24 protein-coding genes are annotated in these 20,938 nt (G+C 68.6%); 21 read left to right on the top strand and 3 right to left on the bottom strand.

The window, feature by feature from the left end; translation table 11 throughout:
- Positions 1-4: 4 nt before the first annotated feature.
- The 12 genes from flgK (at position 5) to AX750_RS04970 (ending at position 9,078) form a co-directional block, all read left to right on the top strand.
- A complete protein-coding gene (flgK, locus tag AX750_RS05025; protein WP_066723990.1) occupies positions 5-1,486 on the top strand; it encodes a flagellar hook-associated protein FlgK in 1,482 nt (493 codons plus the stop codon).
- Positions 1,487-1,491: 5 nt separating this feature from the next.
- Entirely contained in the window at positions 1,492-2,544 is a 1,053-nt protein-coding gene (locus AX750_RS05020; RefSeq protein WP_066723992.1) for a flagellar hook-associated family protein, read from the top strand.
- Between the two features lie 129 nt (positions 2,545-2,673).
- Complete coding sequence (gene flaF / locus AX750_RS05015) at positions 2,674-3,021, top strand: flagellar biosynthesis regulator FlaF (protein ID WP_066723994.1); 348 nt, start codon at positions 2,674-2,676, stop codon at positions 3,019-3,021.
- A gap of 20 nt (positions 3,022-3,041) precedes the next feature.
- Entirely contained in the window at positions 3,042-3,506 is a 465-nt protein-coding gene (flbT, locus tag AX750_RS05010; protein ID WP_245282309.1) for a flagellar biosynthesis repressor FlbT, read from the top strand.
- 57 nt (positions 3,507-3,563) lie between these two features.
- Positions 3,564-3,839, top strand: a complete 276-nt coding sequence (locus AX750_RS05005) for a flagellar hook capping FlgD N-terminal domain-containing protein (RefSeq protein WP_082735399.1) — start codon at positions 3,564-3,566, stop codon at positions 3,837-3,839.
- A 10-nt stretch (positions 3,840-3,849) separates the two neighbouring features.
- The gene (gene fliQ, locus AX750_RS05000) at positions 3,850-4,116 is read left to right on the top strand and encodes a flagellar biosynthesis protein FliQ (RefSeq protein WP_066724003.1); all 267 of its coding nucleotides are present in this window, start codon (positions 3,850-3,852) and stop codon (positions 4,114-4,116) included.
- Between the two features lie 48 nt (positions 4,117-4,164).
- Positions 4,165-6,276, top strand: coding sequence for a flagellar biosynthesis protein FlhA (gene flhA / locus AX750_RS04995; protein ID WP_066724006.1), 2,112 nt, complete (start codon positions 4,165-4,167; stop codon positions 6,274-6,276).
- A complete protein-coding gene (fliR, locus tag AX750_RS04990) occupies positions 6,273-7,025 on the top strand; it encodes a flagellar biosynthesis protein FliR (RefSeq protein ID WP_066724013.1) in 753 nt (250 codons plus the stop codon). Before flhA ends, fliR begins: the two co-directional genes overlap by 4 nt.
- A gap of 6 nt (positions 7,026-7,031) precedes the next feature.
- Entirely contained in the window at positions 7,032-7,430 is a 399-nt protein-coding gene (locus AX750_RS04985) for a hypothetical protein (protein WP_066724015.1), read from the top strand.
- Positions 7,431-7,521: 91 nt separating this feature from the next.
- Positions 7,522-8,142 carry a rod-binding protein gene (locus AX750_RS04980; protein ID WP_066724017.1) on the top strand — a complete coding sequence of 207 codons (621 nt, stop codon included), beginning with the start codon at positions 7,522-7,524 and terminating at the stop codon, positions 8,140-8,142.
- A 4-nt stretch (positions 8,143-8,146) separates the two neighbouring features.
- Positions 8,147-8,626: a hypothetical protein gene (locus AX750_RS04975; RefSeq protein ID WP_066724020.1), complete on the top strand. Its 480-nt coding sequence runs from the start codon at positions 8,147-8,149 to the stop codon at positions 8,624-8,626.
- Entirely contained in the window at positions 8,623-9,078 is a 456-nt protein-coding gene (locus tag AX750_RS04970) for a hypothetical protein (RefSeq protein WP_066724023.1), read from the top strand. The genes AX750_RS04975 and AX750_RS04970 overlap by 4 nt, the downstream gene beginning before the upstream one ends.
- 188 nt (positions 9,079-9,266) lie before the next feature.
- Here the strand turns inward: AX750_RS04970 and fliI are convergent, their stop codons facing one another.
- The 3 genes from fliI to AX750_RS04955 are packed head-to-tail and all read right to left on the bottom strand — an operon-like array spanning position 9,267 to position 12,119.
- Complete coding sequence (gene fliI, locus AX750_RS04965; protein ID WP_066724028.1) at positions 9,267-10,589, bottom strand: flagellar protein export ATPase FliI; 1,323 nt, start codon at positions 10,587-10,589, stop codon at positions 9,267-9,269.
- A 19-nt stretch (positions 10,590-10,608) separates the two neighbouring features.
- Positions 10,609-11,331, bottom strand: coding sequence for a flagellar basal-body rod protein FlgF (gene flgF / locus AX750_RS04960; protein ID WP_066724030.1), 723 nt, complete (start codon positions 11,329-11,331; stop codon positions 10,609-10,611).
- Between the two features lie 2 nt (positions 11,332-11,333).
- Positions 11,334-12,119, bottom strand: a complete 786-nt coding sequence (locus AX750_RS04955; RefSeq protein ID WP_066724033.1) for a DUF1217 domain-containing protein — start codon at positions 12,117-12,119, stop codon at positions 11,334-11,336.
- A 169-nt stretch (positions 12,120-12,288) separates the two neighbouring features.
- Here AX750_RS04955 and motA point away from each other — a divergent pair, with 169 nt between their 5' ends.
- The 9 genes from motA to AX750_RS04910 all read left to right on the top strand — a co-directional run bounded on the left by motA (position 12,289) and on the right by AX750_RS04910 (position 20,911).
- A complete protein-coding gene (motA, locus tag AX750_RS04950; RefSeq protein WP_066724035.1) occupies positions 12,289-13,191 on the top strand; it encodes a flagellar motor stator protein MotA in 903 nt (300 codons plus the stop codon).
- Positions 13,191-14,138: a FliM/FliN family flagellar motor switch protein gene (locus tag AX750_RS04945; RefSeq protein ID WP_066724038.1), complete on the top strand. Its 948-nt coding sequence runs from the start codon at positions 13,191-13,193 to the stop codon at positions 14,136-14,138. Before motA ends, AX750_RS04945 begins: the two co-directional genes overlap by 1 nt.
- Positions 14,119-14,433, top strand: a complete 315-nt coding sequence (locus AX750_RS04940; RefSeq protein WP_066724041.1) for a hypothetical protein — start codon at positions 14,119-14,121, stop codon at positions 14,431-14,433. The genes AX750_RS04945 and AX750_RS04940 overlap by 20 nt, the downstream gene beginning before the upstream one ends.
- A 36-nt stretch (positions 14,434-14,469) precedes the next feature.
- The gene (fliN, locus tag AX750_RS04935; RefSeq protein ID WP_245282308.1) at positions 14,470-14,865 is read left to right on the top strand and encodes a flagellar motor switch protein FliN; all 396 of its coding nucleotides are present in this window, start codon (positions 14,470-14,472) and stop codon (positions 14,863-14,865) included.
- Between the two features lie 13 nt (positions 14,866-14,878).
- A complete protein-coding gene (locus AX750_RS04930; protein ID WP_082735390.1) occupies positions 14,879-15,940 on the top strand; it encodes a flagellar motor switch protein FliG in 1,062 nt (353 codons plus the stop codon).
- A 32-nt stretch (positions 15,941-15,972) separates the two neighbouring features.
- Positions 15,973-17,037, top strand: coding sequence for a flagellar biosynthesis protein FlhB (flhB, locus tag AX750_RS04925; protein WP_066724045.1), 1,065 nt, complete (start codon positions 15,973-15,975; stop codon positions 17,035-17,037).
- A gap of 170 nt (positions 17,038-17,207) precedes the next feature.
- On the top strand, positions 17,208-18,461 hold the full coding sequence (locus AX750_RS04920; RefSeq protein ID WP_066724048.1) for a flagellin: 1,254 nt from the start codon (positions 17,208-17,210) through the stop codon (positions 18,459-18,461).
- 162 nt (positions 18,462-18,623) lie between these two features.
- The gene (gene fliF / locus AX750_RS04915) at positions 18,624-20,249 is read left to right on the top strand and encodes a flagellar basal-body MS-ring/collar protein FliF (RefSeq protein WP_066724051.1); all 1,626 of its coding nucleotides are present in this window, start codon (positions 18,624-18,626) and stop codon (positions 20,247-20,249) included.
- Entirely contained in the window at positions 20,246-20,911 is a 666-nt protein-coding gene (locus AX750_RS04910) for a hypothetical protein (protein WP_066724054.1), read from the top strand. The genes fliF and AX750_RS04910 overlap by 4 nt, the downstream gene beginning before the upstream one ends.
- Positions 20,912-20,938 lie beyond the last annotated feature (27 nt).

The following is a 20,938-nucleotide window of genomic DNA, read 5'->3' as shown; positions in this document are numbered from 1 at the left end:
ATCCATGAGCCTGTCATCCGCCCTGAACGTGGCGCAGTCCTCGCTGACCGCGACCTCGACCCAGACCTCCGTGCTCTCGCGCAACGTCGCCGGCGCCGACGACCCCAACTACAACCGCAAGGCCGGCACGCTGGTGACCACCTATGGCGGGGCGGTGAAGATCGCCTCGATCAGCCGGGCGATGGATTCGGTGCTGTTCGCGGCCAAGCTCGGCTCCACCGCGACCACCTCCGGACAGCAGGCGATCGTCGATGCGCTCGACCAGCTGGAAGCCACGGTCGACGATCCCGAACTCGACCAGTCGCTCGCGGCCAAGCTCGGCGCGCTGACCAACGCCCTCCAGCAATACGGCGTGACGCCGGACGATCCGCTGCTGGCGCAGAACGTGCTGACCAAGGCGACCGAGATGGTCCGCAGCCTCAACGCCGCGAGCGAGGCGGTGCGCACCGTCCGCCAGCAGGCCGATGCCGACATGGCGCTCGGCGTCGAGCGGGTGAACGGCCTGCTCAAGGAGTTCGAGGTCGCCAACCGCGCCATCGTCAAGGGCAGCCAGTCGGGCGCCGACATCACCGACCAGCTCGACACGCGCGACCGCATCCTCTCCCAGCTCTCGGAGGAGATGGGCATCAGCGTGGCGACGCGGCCCAACAACGACATGGTGATCTACACCGATGGCGGCGTGACGCTGTTCGAGACGGTGCCGCGCAGCGTCACGATGGCGCCGAGCTTCGCGCTCGGCGCCGGCACGGCGGGCAACGCGGTCTATGTCGACGGCGTGCCCGTCACCGGTCCCAACGCGATCATGCCGCTGAAATCCGGCCAGATCCACGGCTCGGCGATCGTCCGCGACGAGATCACCGTCACCTATCAGAGCCAGCTCGACGAGATCGCCCGCGGGCTGATCGAGGTCTTCGCCGAGAGCGACCAGACCGGCGTCGGCCCCGACCAGGCGGGCCTCTTCACCTATGGCCCGCCGCCCGGCCCGGCCGCCATTCCGGCGACCGCCGTGACGGTGGCGGGATTGGCCGGCACGATCCGCATCAACGCCAATGCCGACCCCTCCCAGGGCGGCGATCTCGACCGGCTGCGCGACGGCGGCATCTCCGACCCGCTCGACCCCAACTACAGTTACAATGCCAGCGGCGCCGCCGGCTTCCCCGACCGCATTCAGGGCCTGCTGACCGCGCTCGGCACCAGCCGCAATTTCGACCCCGCCACCGACGCCGACCCGACCGACACCCTCGTCGGCTTCGCCGGCTCGTCGGTCGGCTGGCTGGAGGCCAAGCGCCAGACCGCGACGCAGACGCTCGGCTACGAGACCGCGCTGCTCCAGCGCACGACGGCCGCGCTCTCCAACGTCACCGGCGTCGACATCAACGAGGAGATGACGCTGATGATGGAGCTGGAGCGCTCCTTCAACGCCTCGTCGACCCTGATCTCGACCATCGACCGGATGCTCGAGGCGCTGCTGCAGGCCGTGAGGTAACGACCATGAAGACGAGCTTCATCTCGAACTATTCGCTCTCCGGCACGCTGCGCAACGCGGTTGCGAAGGCCCGCGACAGCCTGGCCGACGCCACCACGGAATCGACCACGCTGCGCCATGCCGATATCGGCCTGACGCTCGGCGGCAGCACCGGCAAGACCGTCGGCCTGCGCGACCAGTACGACCGGCTGAACGGCATCGTCGACACCAACGGCCTCGTCGCCTCGCGTCTGGAGGTGACGCAGAAGGCGCTCGACGGCATGCGCGAGACCGCCGAGCAGTTCCTCGCCACGCTGATCAGCGTGCGCGACGGCGACAAGGGCGCCGAGGTCCTGAAGTCGGAAGCGAAGAACAATCTGCAGGCGCTGACGGCGTCGCTCAACGCCTCGTCCAGCGGCCAGTTCCTCTTCGCCGGCATCAATACGCAGCAGCGCCCGGTGACCGACTACTTCGCCACCCCGGTCTCGGGCAACAAGGCTGCGATCGACGCCGCCTTCGCCGGCTATTTCGGCTTCGCCCAGAATGCGCCCGCGGTCGCCAACATCACGCAGGCCGACATGACGACATTCCTGCAGACCGTGCTGCCGGCGGAGTTCGCCAACCCGGCCTGGGGCACGAACTGGTCCTCGGCGCTCGACCAGAACATGACCGGCCGGATCTCGCTGAGCGAAGTCGTTGAGGTCTCGACCAACGCCAACACGCAGACCATGCGCGACCTCGCCATGGCCTACACCATGGCCTACGACCTCGGCACCGAGACGCTCAACACCAACGCCTTCCGCGCCGTCGTCGACGCCAGCATCGAGAGCGTCAACAAGGCGATCCTCGGCCTCACCGCGACGCAGGCGCAGCTCGGCGCCATCGAGGAGCGGGTCAAGGTTTCGAGCGAGCGGCTCACGATCCAGCGCGACATCGTCGCCAAGCAGATCCAGGGCTTCGAGAACGTCGATCCCTACGAGGCCAATGTCCGCGTCACCGACCTGACGACGCAGCTCGACACCGCCTATGCGCTGACCGTCAGGATCCAGCAGCTCAACATCCTGAAATACATGAGCTGACCCCGCGCCCGGCCGCCGACATCGCCGCCGGGCGCCCCGCCATCCGCGCTCGCCTCCCGCTCCGGCTCCGCCGGCGCGACCGGGCGACTGCGCGCCCACGCCCTCCCGTCCACCGTCCGGAGATGCCCCATGTACCAGAGCTCCTATGCGGCCATGGCCGCGGATGACTACGCCCTCGCCCGCGCCCAGGAATGGCGGGCGCTCGACCACGCCGTGACCCTGCTCGAGGAAGCGCGACCCACCGGGGCGGCCTCGCCAGAGACGATCGAGGCGGTCGGCTTCCTGCGCCGGCTCTGGACCCTGCTGATCGAGGATCTCGGCAGCGCCGAGAACGGACTGCCGGAGAGCCTGCGCGCCTCGCTGATCTCGATCGGCCTCTTCGCCCTGCGCCAGGGCGAGGCGCTGCGGCTGGGACAGTCCGACGACTTCGAGTCGGTCATCGACGTCAACAAGATGATCCGCGACAGCCTCGCCTGAACCGGAGGATGGGCAAGCCGATGAACCTCTCTTTGCGCGCCAACGAGAAGATCTACATCAACGGGGCGATCCTGCGCTTCGACCGCAAGGTCAGTCTCGAGCTGATGAACGACGCGACCTTCCTGCTCGAAACCCATGTCATCCAGCCCGACGAGACGACGACGCCGCTGCGGCAGCTCTATTTCGTCGTCCAGACCATGCTGATCGACCCGAAGAACGCCGGCGCCGCCCGGCTGCTCTTCGACCGCATGCTGATGACCACCGCCTGCATCTTCGAGGATGCCGACGTGCTCCTCGGCCTCCAGGCGGTGGACCGGCTGATCGCGGAAGAGCGCCATTTCGAGGCGCTGAAGCAGCTGCGGGCCCTCTATCCGGCGGAAGCCGCGATCCTCGCAAGCTCCGGGCAGGCCAGGGAGCCTAGCCTGCCGGCGACAGTGAGAGCTGCGGCCGTCGCGCCGAGGCCGTGCGAGGCCGCGCTCGCCTGACGAAACCGGGTCCGCCGCCGCCGGCGGGCCACCACACCGGACCCGATGGAGCCGATCATGGACGTGAGCAGCATTCCGAGCACGACGACGAGCTCGAGCTCGAGTTCGACGTCGACGAGCACCAAGAACGCGATGGGCGACTACAACACCTTCCTGCAGCTCCTGATCGCGCAGGCCAAGAATCAGGATCCGACCAACCCGACCGATCCGGCGCAGTACGTCCAGCAGTTCGCGGCGCTCTCGCAGGTTGAGCAGTCGGTCACCGCCAACGCCAAGCTCGACCAGATCATCGCCGGCATCGCGGCGTTGAAGCCCGCCACCACAGAAGCCTGAGGCACGCCGCGTGAACGAGGCCGACGCCCTCGACATGATGCGCGACGCCGTCTGGGCGATCATCGTCGGGGCCGGCCCGGCGGTCGTCGCCGCGATGGCGATCGGCCTGATCATCGCGCTGATGCAGGCCCTGACGCAGGTGCAGGAGGCGACGCTGACCTTCGTGCCGAAGATCGTCGTCATCCTGATCGTGATGGCGACGACCGGGGCCTTCACCGGCGCGCACATCTTCGCCTTCACCGAGCGCGTCTACGGGCGCATCGAGCGCGGCTTCTGAGCGCGCGGCGCCGGGCGCGAATCTCCGACGACAGGACAGGGTGCCCAAATGGCCACGCCCCAGCTCATCACCGGCAAGGTCGCGCCCAAGGCGACGTCCGGCGAACCGCCGGCCAGCCGCCGCGACATCGGCTTCGCCGTCGGCATCGTCGCGATCCTCTCGATCCTGTTCCTGCCGATCCCGGCCTTCCTGATCGATCTCGGCCTGGCGCTCTCGATCGCCCTCTCGGTGCTGATCCTGATGGTGGCGCTCTGGATCAAGAAGCCGCTGGAGTTCTCCTCCTTCCCGACCATCCTGCTGGTCGCGACGATGCTGCGGCTCGCCCTCAACATCGCCACGACCCGCGTCATCCTCGCCCATGGCAACGAGGGCTCGCATGCGGCGGGCTACATCATCGACGGCTTCGCCCGCTTCGTCATCGGCGGCGATTTCGTCATCGGGCTGATCGTCTTCGTCATCCTCGTCACGGTGAACTTCATCGTGATCACCAAGGGCGCGACCCGCATCGCCGAGGTCGGCGCCCGCTTCACCCTCGACGCCATCCCCGGCAAGCAGATGGCGATCGACGCCGATCTCTCGGCGGGGCTGATCGACGCCCCCGAGGCGCAGCGCCGCCGCCACGAGCTGGAGGAGGAGAGCTCCTTCTTCGGCGCCATGGACGGCGCCTCGAAATTCGTCCGCGGTGACGCCATCGCCGGGCTGATCATCACCGCCGTCAACATCCTCGGTGGCATCATCATCGGCGTCACCCGCCACGGCATGTCGCTGTCCCAGTCGGCCGACGTCTTCGTCAAGCTCGCGGTCGGCGACGGTCTCGTCACCCAGATCCCGGCGCTGATCGTCTCGCTCGCCGCCGGCCTGCTCGTCTCGAAGGGCGGGACCCGCGGGACGGCCGAACAGGCGATCCTCGGCCAGCTCGGGCATTATCCCCGCGCCCTCTTCGTCGCCTCCTTCTTGATGGTGATCCTGGCGCTGGTTCCCGGCCTGCCGCTTTTGCCCTTCGCGCTGCTCGGCGGGGTGATGGCCTTCGTCGGCTACACCATCCCCAAGCGCAACGCCGAGCGTGCCGCGGCCGCCGAGGAAATCCGCGCCATGGAGGCCGAGGAGGCCGCGCGCGAGAGCCAGGACACGATCAAGGAATCGCTGCGCACCGCCGAGATCGAACTCAGCCTCGGCAAGCAGCTCGCCGCCGAGATGCTGACCTCGCACAGCGAGCTGGCGCATCGCGTCGGCAAGATGCGCAAGAAATTCGCGCAGCAATACGGCTTCGTCGTGCCCGAGATCAAACTCTCCGACAGCCTGACGCTGCCGCCGAAGCATTACGAGTTCCGCATCCACGGCACCGTCGCCGCCACGGGCGAGATGCGCCCCGGCAGCATGCTGGTCGTCGTCGGCGACGGCCGCCTGCCCGATCTGCCGGGCGAGGAGGTCCGCGAACCCGCCTTCGGCGTCAAGGCGATGTGGGTCTCGGAAAGCTATGCCAACGAGGTCCGGCGCGAGGGCATGCAGCCGGTCGACCGGCTCTCGGTGCTGCTCACCCATCTCAGCGAGACGATCCGCAAGAATCTCGGCCAGCTTCTGTCCTACAAGGACATGCGCGCGCTGCTCGACCGGCTGGGACCCGAATACAAGAAGCTGCTTGACGAGATCTGCCCGGCCCATATGTCGCTCTCGAGCCTGCAGGCGGTGCTGCGCCTGCTGCTGGCCGAGCGCGTCTCGATCCGCAACCTCCACCTCATCCTCGAGGTCGTCGCCGAGATCGCGCCCCATGTCCGCCGCGCCGAGCAGATCGCCGAGCATGTGCGCATGCGCATGGCCCAGCAGATCTGCGGCGACCTCACCCAGGGCGGCGTGCTCAACATGCTCAGGCTCGGCAACCGCTGGGACCTCGCCTTCCATGAGAGCCTGCGCCGCGACGCCAAGGGCGAGGTCGTGGAGTTCGACATCGATCCGCGCCTGATCGAGGAGTTCGCGGCCGAAGCGACGACGGCGATCCGCGCCCGCATGGACCAGGGCCAGAGCTTCGTGCTCGTCACCAGCCCGGATGCGCGCCCTTACGTCCGCATGATCGTCGAGCGCATCTTCCCGGCGCTGCCCGTCCTCTCCCATGTCGAGATCGCGCGCGGGCTGGAGGTCAACCTGCTGGGCACCATCTCGTGACGCCGTTCACGCCCGACACGGTGCTGCATGCCTTCCTGATCTTCTGCCGCATCGGCGCCTGCCTGATGCTGATGCCGGGCTTCTCCAGCCCCCGCGTGCCGGTCCGCTTCCGGCTGATGATCGCGGTCGGCGTCACGCTGGCGCTCGCGCCCTATGTGCTGCCGGCCTTCGCCCATCTCGTCTCGCCCGGCCCCGCGACGCTGCTGCGCGTCGTCCTCGCCGAGACGATGACCGGGGCGCTGATCGGGCTGATGGCGCGCTTCTTCTTCCTGGCGCTCCAGACCATCGCGACCGCGATGGCGACGACCGCCGGCCTCGGCCAGCTGCCCGGCCTGCCGGTCGACGAGGCCGAGGCCTCCGCCCCCTTCGTGACGCTGATCACCCTGACGGCGGCGACGCTGATGTTCGTCACCAACCAGCATGCCGAGGTCATCCGGGCGCTGGCGGGCTCCTACAGCCGCATCGCGCCGGGCACGCCGCTCGACGCCCAGGCCGGGCTGATCCAGATCGCCGACCGGGCTTCGGAGACCTTCTACCTCGCGCTGCGCGTCGGCAGCCCCTTCATCATCTATGCCGTGATCGTCAATCTCGCGATCGGCCTGATGAACAAGCTGACGCCGCAGATCCCGGTCTACTTCATCTCGCTGCCCTTCGTCATCGCCGGCGGGCTGTTCCTGCTCTACTTCTCCGGGCCGGAGGCGCTGAGCCTGTTCATCTCCGCCTTCTCCACCTGGCTGGCGCGGGGCTGAGCGGCCATGCAGGGCCAGCGTCTGAAGGCGATCGAGCGGATGCTGTCGATCCAGTCGCGCATCCGCAAGCTCGCGGAATGGCGCCAGAAGGCCATCGAGCTGCAGGCCGCCGCGGCGCGCGCCGAATCCCGCGCGCTGGTCGCAGCGCTCAACGGCGAGGGGCCGACCGCCGGGCTCTTCGCCGACATGACCGCCAGGCGTCTGCACCGGACCGAGGTCTCGGCCGCGCAGCTAGAGGCGGCGGCGATCGTCCAGGCGAGGCAGGTCCTCGCCGAGACGGGCCGCGAGAAGCGCACCGCCCGCCTCGCCGACCATCTCCGCAAGGTGAAGCTGCGGGCCGATCAGGACGGCGCGCTCGTTGAGATCATGGATGCGCGTGAAGGCCGGCGGGCAGCGACCTTCTGATACCGGTTCCGCCTCCGCCGCCCGCAAGCCTGAAACAAGCCTGATCCGCCATCATCGACACCAGATCGTTCAACGACCCTGGCAGGTGACAATGGCGATTACTCCTCCGTCGGACATCGTGCTCGACGTGGCCCGCGCCGCCGATCCGGCGCGCCTGCAGCTCGCCGTCGACCGGCTCCAGAAGCTCGGCAACGGCATCGCCGGCACGCAGTTCGCCGCCGCGGTGGACGAGGCGGCGCCGCCCGGGCTCGCCGGGGCGCGTGAGAAATTCGCCGCTCTTGCGCCGGCTAAATTAGAGAGCGCCGCGCCGGCCGTGCCCTCGAAGACCGCCAAGACGATGCAGCAGTTCGAGGCACAGGTGATCCAGACCTTCATCGAGCAGATGATGCCCGAGGCGACGGCGAACAACTTCGGCAGCGGCACCGCCGGCGGCGTCTGGCGCTCGATGCTCTCCGAGCAGATCGCCAACCAGATCGCCAAGGCGGGCGGGCTGGGCCTGCGCGCAAAGGTCGAGGCCGCCATCGCCGCCCGCAACAACACGGGATCCGCCGACGGCGCCGTCGCCGCCGCGCACAAGCTGCTCGACGGCCGCATCGCCGGCGCCAATGCGCGCGACCTCGCCATTCCGCTCTCGGTCGAACAGCGCTTCCTCAACCTGACCAAGCCGGCCAGCTCCGGTGGCGTCGCCCGCTCCAACTTCCGACAGGCCTGACCCCATGACCGAGCTGTCCGATACGCCCCTTTCCGCCGAGGTCGCGGCCCTGCTCCCCGCACTTGTCCCGCCGCCCGTGGCGATGCAGGAGGAGCCCGCGGCCCCCAGCGCCGCCTCGCGCGCCATGTGGGCCGTGCTCGACCGCCTCGAACAGGCGATCGACCACGAGACCGGCGAGCTGATGGCGCTGCGCAGCGCCGACTTCAACCGCCTCAACGAGATCAAGAGCCGGCTGCTGCTCGACGCCAGCCGGGCGCTGCGCGCCATGCGCGACGAGGCCGGCGACGGCCCGCTGATCGCGCGCCTGTCGACGCTGCGGCTGAAGCTGGAGCACAACCGCATGGCGATCGGCATGCATCTCGAGGCGGTGCGCGAGATCGCCTCCGCCATGACGAGCACGCTGATCGACGCCGAGTCGGACGGAACCTATTCCGCCACCTCGCGCCTCGCGGCCACCTCGGTCCCGCGGGCCCGCGCTTCATGACCACGGCGCAGCTGCTCGTTCTCGGCGCCTGGGTCTGCGGGGTCACGCTGGTCTCGGGCCACATGGCCCTGACCTGGCGCGCCGAGACGCCGCCGGCCGCCGAGACGCCGTTCTTCGAAGGCCTCGAATACGAGGAAACCGCGCTGATCCATGTGCCGATCATCGCGAATGGCGATGTGCAGGGCTATGTCGCGGCGCAGTTCGTCTTCACCGCCGATGCCCGCACGCTCCGCCAGATGACCGTGAAACCGCACGCTTACGTCCGCGACGAGGCGCTGCGGGCGATCTACTCCAACGGCAAGGTCGATTTCTCCCGGCTGGAGCGCGTCGACATCGACGCGCTGCTGAAGACGGTCAAGACCGGGGTCAACGCCCGTCTCGGTGGCGAGCTGGTCAAGGACATGCTGGTCAAGGAATTCAACTACGTCCGCAAGGACCAGCTGCGCGGCTGAGAGCGGCTGCGAGGCGCATCGGCGCCACCCCACGCATCCGCTACGCGCGCCGTCATCCCGGCTGGAGCGCCGGGATCCATCGGAGGGCCAGGCGCCCTTCGATGGATCCCGGAGCGGCGCCGCTGGCGCGGCTTGACCGGGATGACGGCGCGGATGGCCCTGATGGCGCAGGAAGGAAACCCCTGCCCTCACCCTTGCAGCGTGCTCGCCAGATCCTTGAAGGCATCCGTGCTGAGCGCTGCGCTCATTTCCTGGTGCAGGGCCTCGTAGATCTTCGGCACCAGCACGATCGCCTTGTCGAGCTCGGCATCGGCACCGGCCTGGTAGCCGCCCATCAGCCGCAGGTCGCGCGTGTCCTCGAAGCGCGAGATCAGCGCCTTCATCCGCGAGGCGAGCCCGCGCTGCTCCGGCGTCCAGACATGGTGGGCGAGGCGCGAGACCGAGCCGAGCACGTTCACCGCCGGATAGCGGCCCTGGTCCGCGATGGCGCGGTCGAGCACGAGATGGCCGTCGAGCGTGCCGCGGATCGAATCCGCGACCGGGTCGTTGTGGTCGTCGCCGTCGATCAGCACGGAGAAGATCCCGGTGATCGTGCCGGTGCCTTCGACGCCGGGCCCCGCCCTCTCAAGCAGTTTCGGCAGCGTGCTGAAGACGCTCGGCGTATAGCCGCGGGCGACCGCGGGCTCGCCGGCCGCCAGCGCGACGTCGCGCGCGGCATGGGCGAGGCGTGTCACGGAATCGAGGATCAGCAGCACGTCCTCGCCCTGGTCGCGGAAGTATTCGGCGACCGCCATGGCGGTGTTGGGCGCGAGACGGCGCATCATCGCGCTCTCGTCGCTGGTCGAGACGACGGCAACCGCCTGGGCGCGCATCGGGCCCAGCGTGTCGTCGAGGAACTCGCGCACCTCGCGGCCGCGCTCGCCGACGAGGCCGATGACGATGGTGGTGAAGCCCGGCGCCCGCGCCAGCATCGAGAGCAGGCTCGACTTGCCGACGCCGGAGCCGGCGAAGATGCCGATGCGCTGGCCGGCGCAGAGCGGCGTGAACAGGTCGACGACCTTGACGCCGGTGCGGATCGGCCGCGTCACCCGCGCCCGCTTCATCGCCTCGGGCGGCGGCCCCTCGGCCGGCATCGCGACGTCGCCGGCCGGCAGCGGCCCGCCCTCGTCGATGGGCTCGCCGAAAGCGTTGACGACGCGGCCCTTCCAGCCCTGGGAAGGGCGCAGCACGAGCGGCCCGGCGAGGCTGGCGCGGGCACCGAGCCCGACGCCGACCGTCGTCGCGAAGGGCTTCACCAGCACGCCGTCGCGGTCGATCCGGATCGCCTCGCCCAGCTCGGCGCGGCCTTGGGTCGAGAGCGCGATGCGCTCACCCAGCCGCACGAAGCGCGAGAGGCCGCCGACGCGCAGCGCCGCCGGCGTGACCTCGCTGACGCTGCCGCTGACCTGGACCAGATCATGCGGCTGCGGCCCGCCGGCCAGGGCCTGTTCGAGACGTGTCAGGGCGTTCATGGGGATGCCGTCCGACCGCTCAGCTCTCGCCGAGCGAGCGGATGGCGCCATCGACCGCCTTCTCGCCCTTGTCGATCGCATTGGCGGCGCTCTCGAAGGCGCGCGTCACCGCGATCAGCTTGGTCATCTCGCGGATCGGGTTGACGTTCGAGCCCTCGACGAAGCCCTGGCGCACGCCGTTGCGGACGAAATCGAGGATCGGCGTCGCCGGGCGATCGGGGATCACGCCGGAATTGTCGTGGCGCTGCAGCTTGGCAGCGGGGTCGATGGAAAAGAGGCCGATCGCGCCGACCTGCTGGTTGCCCTGCCAGATCATGCCGTCGCGCGCGATCACCAGAGGCCCGCCTTCGGGGTCGAGCTGCATCGGCGCGCCGCCGGCATCGAGCACCGGATGGTCCGAGAGCGTGCGCAGTTCGCCCTGCGGCGTCATCTTCATCCGCCCGTCGCGGGTGTAGACCGTGCCCGCGGGCGTATTGATGGCGAGCCAGCCCTCGCCCTCGACGGCGACGTCGAGCGGGTTGCCGGTCTTGTCGAGCCCGCCCTGGAGGCGGCTGATATAGGTCTCCCCCGCCGAGGCGAAGGAGACCGCATCCGGCCCCTTCTTCGACAGGAAGGTGCTGAACTTGACCTCCTCGGCGCGGAAGCCGGCCGTGTTCATGTTGGCGACGTTGCGCGCCAGCGTCTCCATGCGCTTCTCCAGCACGAGCTGGGAGGACAGGCCGACATAGATCGAGGACTGCATGGTCACACGCCTCCGAGGCGGAGATTCTGGATGCTGAACAGGACATCGGTGCTGACGCCCGCCGCGACCGGCGGGCCGACGAGGATGGTCAAAGCGTTGTTGGCCGCGCTCTGGCTGGCGCCGATATCGGCGAGCGAGGTGAAGCGCAGCAGGAAGCGCTGGACGCCCTCGGCGTCCTTCAGCTGGTCGAAATCGAGTTTCTTCGAGATCATCTCCGCCTGCTTGTCGATCGGCATCATCGAGGTCGAGGCGGGGATGCCCAGCGCCGTCTGCACCACCTTCAGCAGCGCCGGATCGGCCAGCACCTCATAGGCGTTCTTGAGGCCAGGCGCCTTGCGTTCGAAATAGAGGGCGAGCCGGACATTCTCGTTCTGGCTGCCCTGCTGCTCCTCGAAGACCTGGCGGACATAGCGCTCGGTCATCGGCTTCTGCGTGCGGTCGAAGCTCGTCGTCGCCGTGCCGTAACGGGCGAAATTGAAGGTCGTCGCCAGCTCCTTGTAGCGCGGGTCGGTCAGCTTGTTGGCGAAGCTGGAGGACGAGTCGACGCCCTCGGTCAGGACCTTGCGGATCAGCCCCTTGGCGTAGGTCATCTCCTCCAGCCCGAAGGCTTTCATCGCGTAACGATAGATCCGGTCGTTGCCGAGGAAGTCGTCGATCGATTTGATCTTGCCGATATTGGCGAGATAGTAGGCGCTCTCATTGGCCGTCTGCGGCACCGCGGCCGCCCGCTCCAGCGATTTGGGCAGGTTCCGCGCCACGGCCTGGAACGCCATCGTCGTCGTGGTCATCGTCGCAATCCCGGCAGTGATCCGGGCCTGCGCCCGGACCTTCGTGAGACGTCACGCTCCCGCGCAAGGCTTGCGCGGACCTGACCTTTGTCCCGCGACAGTCGTTTCAGCCTCGCGCAAGCCAGCTCCTCTAGCGCTTCACTTGCAGATTGCGAGAAGGAGCGGCGTCTTGAGCGTATTGGTCGGACTGTTGATTGCGATCGGCTCGCTCATCGGCGGGTTTGCCGCGATGGGCGGGCATGTCGCCGTGCTCTGGCAGCCCTGGGAACTGGTGATCATCCTCGGCACCGCCATCGGCACCTATTTCGTCGCCAACCCGATGAAGACGGTCACCGACACCGGCGCGGCGGTGATGGAGGCGATGCGCAACACCACGCCGAGCCAGGCGCATTACTTCGAGGTGCTCGGCGTGCTCTATGCGCTGATGCGCGAGCTGCGCAACAAGGGCCGCGCCGAGATCGAGCAGCACATCGAGACGCCTTATGAATCGGCGCTCTTCGCGGCCTATCCCAGCGTCCTCGCCGATGCGCAGCTCACGACGTTCATCTGCGACTATTTCCGCCTGATCATCGTCGGCAAGGCGCAGGCCCATGAGGTCGAGGCGTTGCTGGACGAGGAGATCGGCAGCCAGGTCCAGGACCGGCTGAAGCCCTATTATGCGCTCGGCACCGTCTCCGAGGCCCTGCCCGCGCTCGGCATCGTCGCCGCCGTGCTCGGCGTCATCAAGGCGATGGGCGCGATCGACCAGTCGCCCGCCCTGCTCGGCGGCTTCATCGGCGCGGCCCTGGTCGGCACCTTCGCCGGCATCTTCTTCTCCTACGGGGTGATCGGGCCGATCTCGCTCAAGATCAAGGCAGTGCGCGAAAAGCAGCTGCGCGTCTACATCGTCGTCAAGCAGACCCTGCTCGCCTTCATCAACGGCGCCGCGCCCCAGGTCGCGCTCGAATATGGCCGCAAGGTCATCTCCGCCGCCGAGCGGCCCTCCATCGACGAGGTCGAGGACAAGACCATCAGCGGCGCTGGCCAGCGCGCGGCGCCCGCCAATGACCGCGCCCAGAAGGAAGCCGCCTGATGAGCACCGCCGCCCAGGCCATCCGCGAGGACAAGCTCCTCGAATCGACCGGCATCTCGATCGACCGGCTGCCCATGCTGCGCATGGTCTTCGACCGGCTCGCCACCGGCTGTGCCGACGCCGTGCGCCAGATGTCGACCTCGCCGACCTATTTCTCCGTCGCCAACGTCCAGAGCCAGCGCATCGGCGACGCGCTCAACGCCCACGCCCACAACACCATCGCCGGCATCTTCCACTCGCCGGAATGGGATTCGCGCATCCTGATCGGCTTCGACCGCGACTTCGTCTTCACCCTGATCGAGGTGCTCTTCGGCGCCGACGGCAGCGAGCGCCCCTACAAATACGAGCCCGACTTCCCGGACGACGAGCGGCCCTACACGCCGATCGAGATCCAGGTCGCGCAGGCGCTCTGCGAACTGGCGGCGCAGAACCTCAAGGCCGCCTTCAGCCCGGTCGCCGATGTCAGCTTCATCTTCGAGCAGATCGAGACGCGGATGTATTTCGCCGCCATCGGCAGCCGCAGCAACCTGGCGGTGAAGTCGCAGCTTCTGGTCCAGGGTCTCGACAATTGCGGGCAGATGTTCGTCATCATCCCGCAGACGGCGCTGAACCCGATCCGCCAGAGCCTGACCCGCGTCGTCTCCGGCCACACCACCGTCAAGGACCAGCGCTGGACGCGGCAGATCCAGACCGAGGTCCACAAGACCGAGGTCAGGCTGCAGGCGATCCTCGAGGAGCGCCCGATGACGCTGGGCGAGATCAGCGCCCTCAAGATCGGCCAGGTCATCGAGCTGCAGGCCTCGCCGCGCTCCCCCGTCCGCCTCCAGTGCAACGACGAGACCGTCTTCTGGTGCCAGCTCGGCCAGCGCGACGGGTCCTATGTCCTGCGCGTGCAGGACAGCGCCAACCAGGAACAGGAGTTTTTCGATGATCTTCTATCTCGGTGAAGCCGTCCTCTTCGTGGCCCTGCTGCTGACCAGCCTCCAGGTCTTGCGCATGCGCCGCGAGCTGCAGCGCATGCGCGCCTACCATGCCGAGTTTCAGCAGGTCTTTGGCAAGACCGAGACCGCGCTCTCCGCCATCCAGGCCACCATCCGCGAGCTGCATGCCAGCGGCCGCGACGTCGTCGAGGAACTCGGCCAGCGCATCGATGCCGGCCGCCGCCTCGCCGGCGAGCTCAAGCGGATCGGCGCCGGCCTCGACGCGCCCCATGCCGCCGGCCGCAAGGCCAACGCCGCCTGACGGCCGTTTCCGATCGCTTCCCGCCGGGAGACCACCATGAAGAAGCCGACCAAACCGATGAAGCTCTCCGACCTCGCCCTCTCCGAGGAGCAGGCCGATGTCGCCCTGATGGAGCCGCAGGCCACGGCCGAGCCCGAGGCTGCGGAAGCTCCGCCGCCCGCCGACGACCCGCTCAATCTCGAAGCGGTGATGCGCATTCCCGTCACGATCCAGGTCGTGCTCGGCAGCGCCTCAATGCAGGTCGCCAATCTGATGAAGCTGCGCCGTGGCGCCGTGGTGCCGCTCGACCACCGCGTCGGCGAGCCGGTCGACGTCGTCGTCAACGGGCGCATCGTGGCGCGCGGCGAGGTCGTCATCGTCGAGGACGACAACAGCCGCTTCGGCGTCTCGCTGACCGAGATCGTCGGCGTCCAGGCCAAGTTCGAAGAATGAGGCGAGACGCACGATGACGGCGATCGCGAAGGACAACCGGGCCGCAAGCCCCGCCATGCCCGCCCCGGCGGGCAAGACGGCGGCGCTCGGCGGCGCCGGCAAGGCGGCCGTGCTCGTGCTCGCCATGGGCAAGCCGCTGGCCGGACGGATGCTGAAGCATCTCGACACCGCCGAGGTCCGCGCGCTGATGCGGCGCGCCTCCGAGCTCGGCCCGGTCGCCGCCGACGACATCGCCGATCTCGTCGACGAGTTCAGCGACCAGTTCTCGCGCGGCATGAACCTGGTCGGCTCGCCCAGCGAGGTGCAGAAGCTGCTGACCGGCGTGCTGCCGCCCGAGGAGATCACCGAGATCATCGGCGAGACCGCGGAGGCCGCCAACCGCTCGATCTGGGACCGCATCTCGCAGATGCCCGAGAGCGCGCTCGCCGGCTATCTCGCCAAGGAGCACCCGCAGACCGCGGCCTATGTCCTGTCCAAGCTCAAGCCGGCCTGCGCCTCGCGCGTGATGACGCAGTGGCCGGCCGACAAGCGCCACGAGCTGATGCGCCGCATGCTGAACCTCAAGCCGGTGGCCGAGCAGCCGGCGGCCATCGTCGAGAAGGCGCTCTACGAAGGCTTCACGCTGAACCTCTCGCGCAACAAGGGCGCCGACACCCATGCCCGCATGGCCGACATCCTCAACAAGATGGACAGCCAGGACATGGAGGAGGCGCTGGGCAGCCTGCAGCGGATCCGGCCGGAATCGGCGGAGATGCTGAAGGGCCTGCTCTTCACCTTCGACGATATCGTCAAGCTCTCCGCCCGCGCCCGCATGGCGATCTTCGACCAGGTCCCGACCGACCGGCTCGTGCTCGCGCTCAAGGGCACGGAGGCCGCCTTCCGCGACCAGATCCTGTCCTCGCTCGCGGCCCGCGCGCGCCGCATCGTGCAGCAGGACCTCGAGAACGGCGAGCCGGCGCTGCAGCGCGACGTCGTCGACGCCCGCCGCGCCATCACCGACATCGCGCTGGAGATGGCGAGCCGCGGCGAGATCGAACTCAACCCGGACCGCGAGGAGGGCGCCTATTTCCAATAATCGGCAGGATGCCGACGGGGAGGTGACGATACGTGTCCGAACAGGACCAGGAGAGCAAGACCGAGGAAGCCTCCGAAAAGAAGGTGCGCGATGCCGTCGAGCGCGGCAACACGCCCTCCTCCAAGGAAGCTCCGATCTTCGCCGCCATCGCGGCGACGCTGATCGCCGGCGTCTTCCTGATGCGCGACGGCGCGGCCGCCATGGCGCGCCATCTCTCCGACTTCCTGGCCGACCCCGCCGGTTTCGACATCTCGACCAGCGGCAACACGACCGCGCTTCTGCTCCACGCCGCGATGCAGGCCGGCCTCTTCCTGTGGCCCGTCTTCGCGCTCTTCCTCGTCTTCGGCCTGAGTGCGGCCTTCCTGCAGCATCCGCCCCAGCTCGCCCTCGAACGGATCACGCCGCAATGGTCGCGGCTCTCGCCGTCCAAGGGCTTCACGCGGATCTTCGGCAGCCAGGGCCTCGTTGAATTCGGCAAGTCGTTGGCCAAGTTCGCCGCCATCACGGTGACCGTCTGGCTGATCCTCAAATCGGACAAGAACACGGTGGTGACGGCCATGCTGAGGGACCCCAGCGCCCTTCCGGAACTGATCCTGACCATCGCGATCCGCCTGCTCTCGGCGGCTTGCGTGGCCACGATCGTGATCGTCGCGATCGACCTGGTCTGGACGCAGAAATTCTGGCGCCGCTCGCTGCGCATGACCAAGCAGGAGGTCAAGGACGAGCACAAGCAGGCCGAAGGCGACCCGATCCTGAAGTCGCGCCGGCTCTCGCTCGCCCGCGACCGCGCCCGCAACCGCATGATGGCGGCCGTGCCCCGCGCCACCGTCATCATCGCCAACCCGACCCATTACGCCGTGGCGCTGCGCTATGTGCAGGAGGAGGGCGGCGCTCCCCTCGTTCTCGCCAAGGGCACGGACCTGATCGCGCTCAAGATCCGCGAGATCGCGGAAGCCAACGACATCCCCGTGGTCGAGGATCGCGCGCTCGCCCGCTCGCTCCACGCCGCCGTCCAGCTCGACCAGATGATCCCGCCGGAATTCTACAAGGTCGTCGCCGAGCTGCTCTGCCTCGTCTATGCGAAGAAGGTGGCGTGACGGCGCGCAGCGGCCCACCAGCCCCGCGCAAGCTTCGCCCGCTACACCAGACCCATGGCAGGTTGACCCGATGGGTGCGTCCCCGGCGTCAAAGGCATGAAGCCGCCCTGCCATCCCGGTGCAAACCCGGAATGTTCCCACCAATCCCTTCCAGATTGAGGAACATCATCATGACCAGCCTGCTCACCAACACCTCCGCGATGACTGCGCTGCAGACGCTGACGCAGACGAACAAGAACCTCGCCCAGTCGCAGAACCGCATCGCCACCGGCCAGCGCGTCTCGACCGCCTCCGACAACGCCGCCTACTGGTCGATCGCCACGACGATGCGCTCGGACAACAAGGCGCTCGGCGCGGTGCAGGACGCTCTCGGCCTCGGCGCCGCGACCATCGACACGATGTATACCGGCCTGAACGGCACGGTCGAAGTCGTCTCGGAGATCAAGGCCAAGCTCGTCGCGGCCCGTACCCCCGGCGTCGACCGCGACAAGATCCAGAGCGAGATCAAGGAGCTCCAGAGCCAGCTCAAGAACACGGCGGACTCCGCGGTGTTCAACGGCGAGAACTGGATCTCGGTCGACTCGACGGCGTCGAGCTACAACGCCACGAAGTCGGTCGTCTCGTCCTTCTCCCGCGCCGGCGGCCAGGTCCAGGTCGACACCGTCACCGTCGATCTGAACGCGATCAAGCTCTACGACGCGAACCTCGACACGGCCTATGCGGCGCAGACCTTCCCGACCGCCACCACCGCGGCCCGCGATCCCCTGCTCGACGTCGGCGGCAACATCACCGTCACCGTCGGCGCGGCTCCGGCTCTCAACATCGCGGTGGCCGCCGGCACCTCGCTGAAGGACATCGCGAAGGAGATCAACAAGCTCGGCGTCGAGGGTCTGTCGGTCGGCATCAACGCCGCCGGTGACGCCCTGGCGTTCAAGAGCCGCAACGATGCGAACGTCGTGATCGACGCCAGCGTCGCCGGTCTCGGCGCGGCGGTGACGCTGACGGCGCTGGCTGCCCCGGTCGACAGCAACAAGGGCATCCTGGACAAGACCTACGATGCCTATACCGGCACCGCCTGGGAGACCTTCTCCGTCGCCGACATCGACATCTCCAAGCTGACCGACAATGCCACGGACCTCGCCAAGCTCGAGACCTACATCTCGGCCGTCGACGATGCCCTGGGCACGATCACCGATGCCGCCACCAACCTCGGCGCCATCAAGAACCGCATCGGCCTGCAGCAGGACTTCGTGAAGGCCCTGAAGGACTCGCTCGATCGCGGTATCGGCCAGCTCGTCGATGCGGACATGAACGCCGAATCGACCCGCCTCCAGGCGCTGCAGACGCAGCAGCAGCTCGGCATCCAGGCGCTGTCGATCGCCAACTCCGGCAGCCAGAGCATCCTGTCGCTGTTCCGCGGCTGACGCGAAAGGCACCTCCAAACGACAGACAGGGCCGCGCTCTCCCCCGGGAGCGCGGCCTTTTCCGTCGTCGCCCGGCGGGACGCCGCCTGAACCCGCGCAATGCTCGCGCAAGGCTCGCCCAGCACAGTGGCGTCATCACCTGCCACGCATGAAGGAACGACGATGCCGGGCCGGCAATACGCGGAAGAGATCTGGCTCAACCTCCAGCAACTGGGTCCGAAGCGACTGGCCGCTCTGGCCGCGATCGGCCTCTTCGTCTTTGCCGCGATCGGCATCAGCGCCTATCAGCTGAGCCGGCCCGAGCTGACCGTGCTTTACAGCGGGCTGCAGCGCGAGGACGTCAACCGCATCGGCGCGGCGCTGCAGGAATCCGCCGTCGTCTTCGACGTCAATTCCGAGGGCACGCAGATCCTGGTCAAGCCGTCCCAGGCCGCCCAGGCCCGCATGCTGCTGGCCGAAAAGGGCCTGCCGCGCAGCACCAGCGGCGGCTACGAGCTCTTCGACAAGCTCGGCTCGCTCGGCCTGACCTCCTTCATGCAGGAGGTCACCCGCGTGCGCGCCATGGAGGGCGAGCTCGCCCGCACCATCCAGCTCATGCGCGGGGTCAAGGCGGCGAGCGTGCATCTCGTCCTCGCCGACAAGGGCTCGTTCCGGCGCGACCAGCAGCCGGCCTCCGCCAGCGTCGTCGTGCGGACCGAGACCTCGGGCGCCGGCCATGTCGCGCAGGCGATCCGCCATCTCGTCGCCTCGGCCGTGCCGGGCCTCTCGGCCGAGAAGGTGACTGTGCTCAATACCGACGGCACCCTGCTCGCGACCGGCGGCGAGCCCGGCCAGATGGCCTCCTCCAAGCTCGCGGGCCTGCAGCAGAGCGTCAGCCGCGAGATCCAGGACAATGTCCGCAAGGCGCTGACGCCCTATCTCGGCCTCGAGAATTTCGAGATCAGCGTCGCCACCGAGCTGAACACCGACCGGAAGGAAACCAGCGAAACGGTCTTCAACCCCGATTCCAAGGTCGAGCGCTCGGTCCGGGTCGTGCGCGAGAACGACACCTCCCAGAACGCCGCGACGCAGGAGCCGACCACGGTCGAGCAGAACGTGCCGGAGCGCGCCGTGCGCGCCGATGGCGGCCAGCGCTCCAGCGAGGAGAAGCAGCGCCGCGAGGAGCTGACCAATTACGAGATCTCCTCCAAGCGCATCCAGACCGTCAGCGACGGCTACTCGGTCGCCAAGATGTCGATCGCCGTGCTGATCAACCGGCCGCGCCTCGTCGAATCGCTCGGCGCCTCACCCAGCCCCGAGGCGATCGAGGCCAGGCTGGAGGATGTCCGCCAGGTCGTGGCCTCCGCCGCCGGCGTCAACAACCAGCGCGGCGACGCGGTCAAGGTGCTGGCGGTCGACTTCCTCCAGGGCAGCCGCACGCTGGAGCCGACGCCGCCCGTCGGCGTCGCCGAGGCGCTGCTGCGCCAGTCGGGCACGCTGATCAACGCGGTCACCATCCTCGGCCTCGCCGCGCTGATCATCTGGTTCGGCCTGCGGCCCTCGATCAACGCCATCCTCAAGCGCCCGGCGCCGGCCGCCGTCGCCGCGATCACCGAGGACGCGACCGTCTCGGCCGTCGATCCCCAGCTGCAGATCGCCGGCGGCGAGATCGGCCTCAACCTGATCGGCGACCTCACCAACGCCTCACAGCGCTCGCCGCTGCGCAAGCTGGAGCAGCTGATCGACTTCAACGAGGCCCAGGCCGCCGCGATCCTGAAGCGGTGGATCCATGAGGGAGAGCGCGCGTGAAGCACCGGTCCGCCGCCGACTTCATCCCGAGCTTCGAGATCGACGAAAGCGAGCTCGCCCTCCTGCCGGAGGCCGGCACGGCCGCGCCCGAGCCCGAGATCGAGCTGCCCGCCTTCCTGCCACGCACCCCGCGCGAACCGCCACCGGATCTCGACGCCATCTTCGAGAACGGCCGCCAGGCGGGTCTCGCCGAGGCCCGCGCCGAAGCGCAGGCCGCAGCCGCCCGCCAGACGCAGGCCGCCGAGGCGGCCCTCGAACAGGCGCGGCTCGCCTGGGCCGAGGCGGTGGCGACGCCGCTGGCCGCCGAGCTGCCCCGGGCGCTCGCAGCTCTGGGCGAGAGCCTCGCCGAGACGACCGGGCGGCTGCTGCGGCCCTTCCTCGAGCGTGAACTCAGCGACGCCGCGAGCCGCGCGCTGATCGACCAGATCCGCCCGCTGCTCAGCGGCGGGGACGGGGCCGTGATCCGCGTCAGCGGCCCGGCCGACCTGCTGGCGACCCTGCGCGGCGTCTTTCCCGCCGGGACGGCGGTCGAGTTCGCCGAGACCGAGGCGGTCGATGTGTCGATCGTCCTCGGCGAGACCGTCATCGAAACCCGCATCGCGGCCTGGGTCGCGCGGCTCCGCGGCCAGGGCCCGGATCGCCGCCGCCGGCCCGCCGCCTGAACCCGCACGTCCGCATCGGAGGCCGCT

Source organism: Methylobacterium sp. CCH7-A2 (genome assembly GCF_001557075.1).
Classification (GTDB): domain Bacteria; phylum Pseudomonadota; class Alphaproteobacteria; order Rhizobiales; family Beijerinckiaceae; genus Allobosea; species Allobosea massiliensis.
This window is presented reverse-complemented; position numbering and strand designations above follow the sequence as displayed.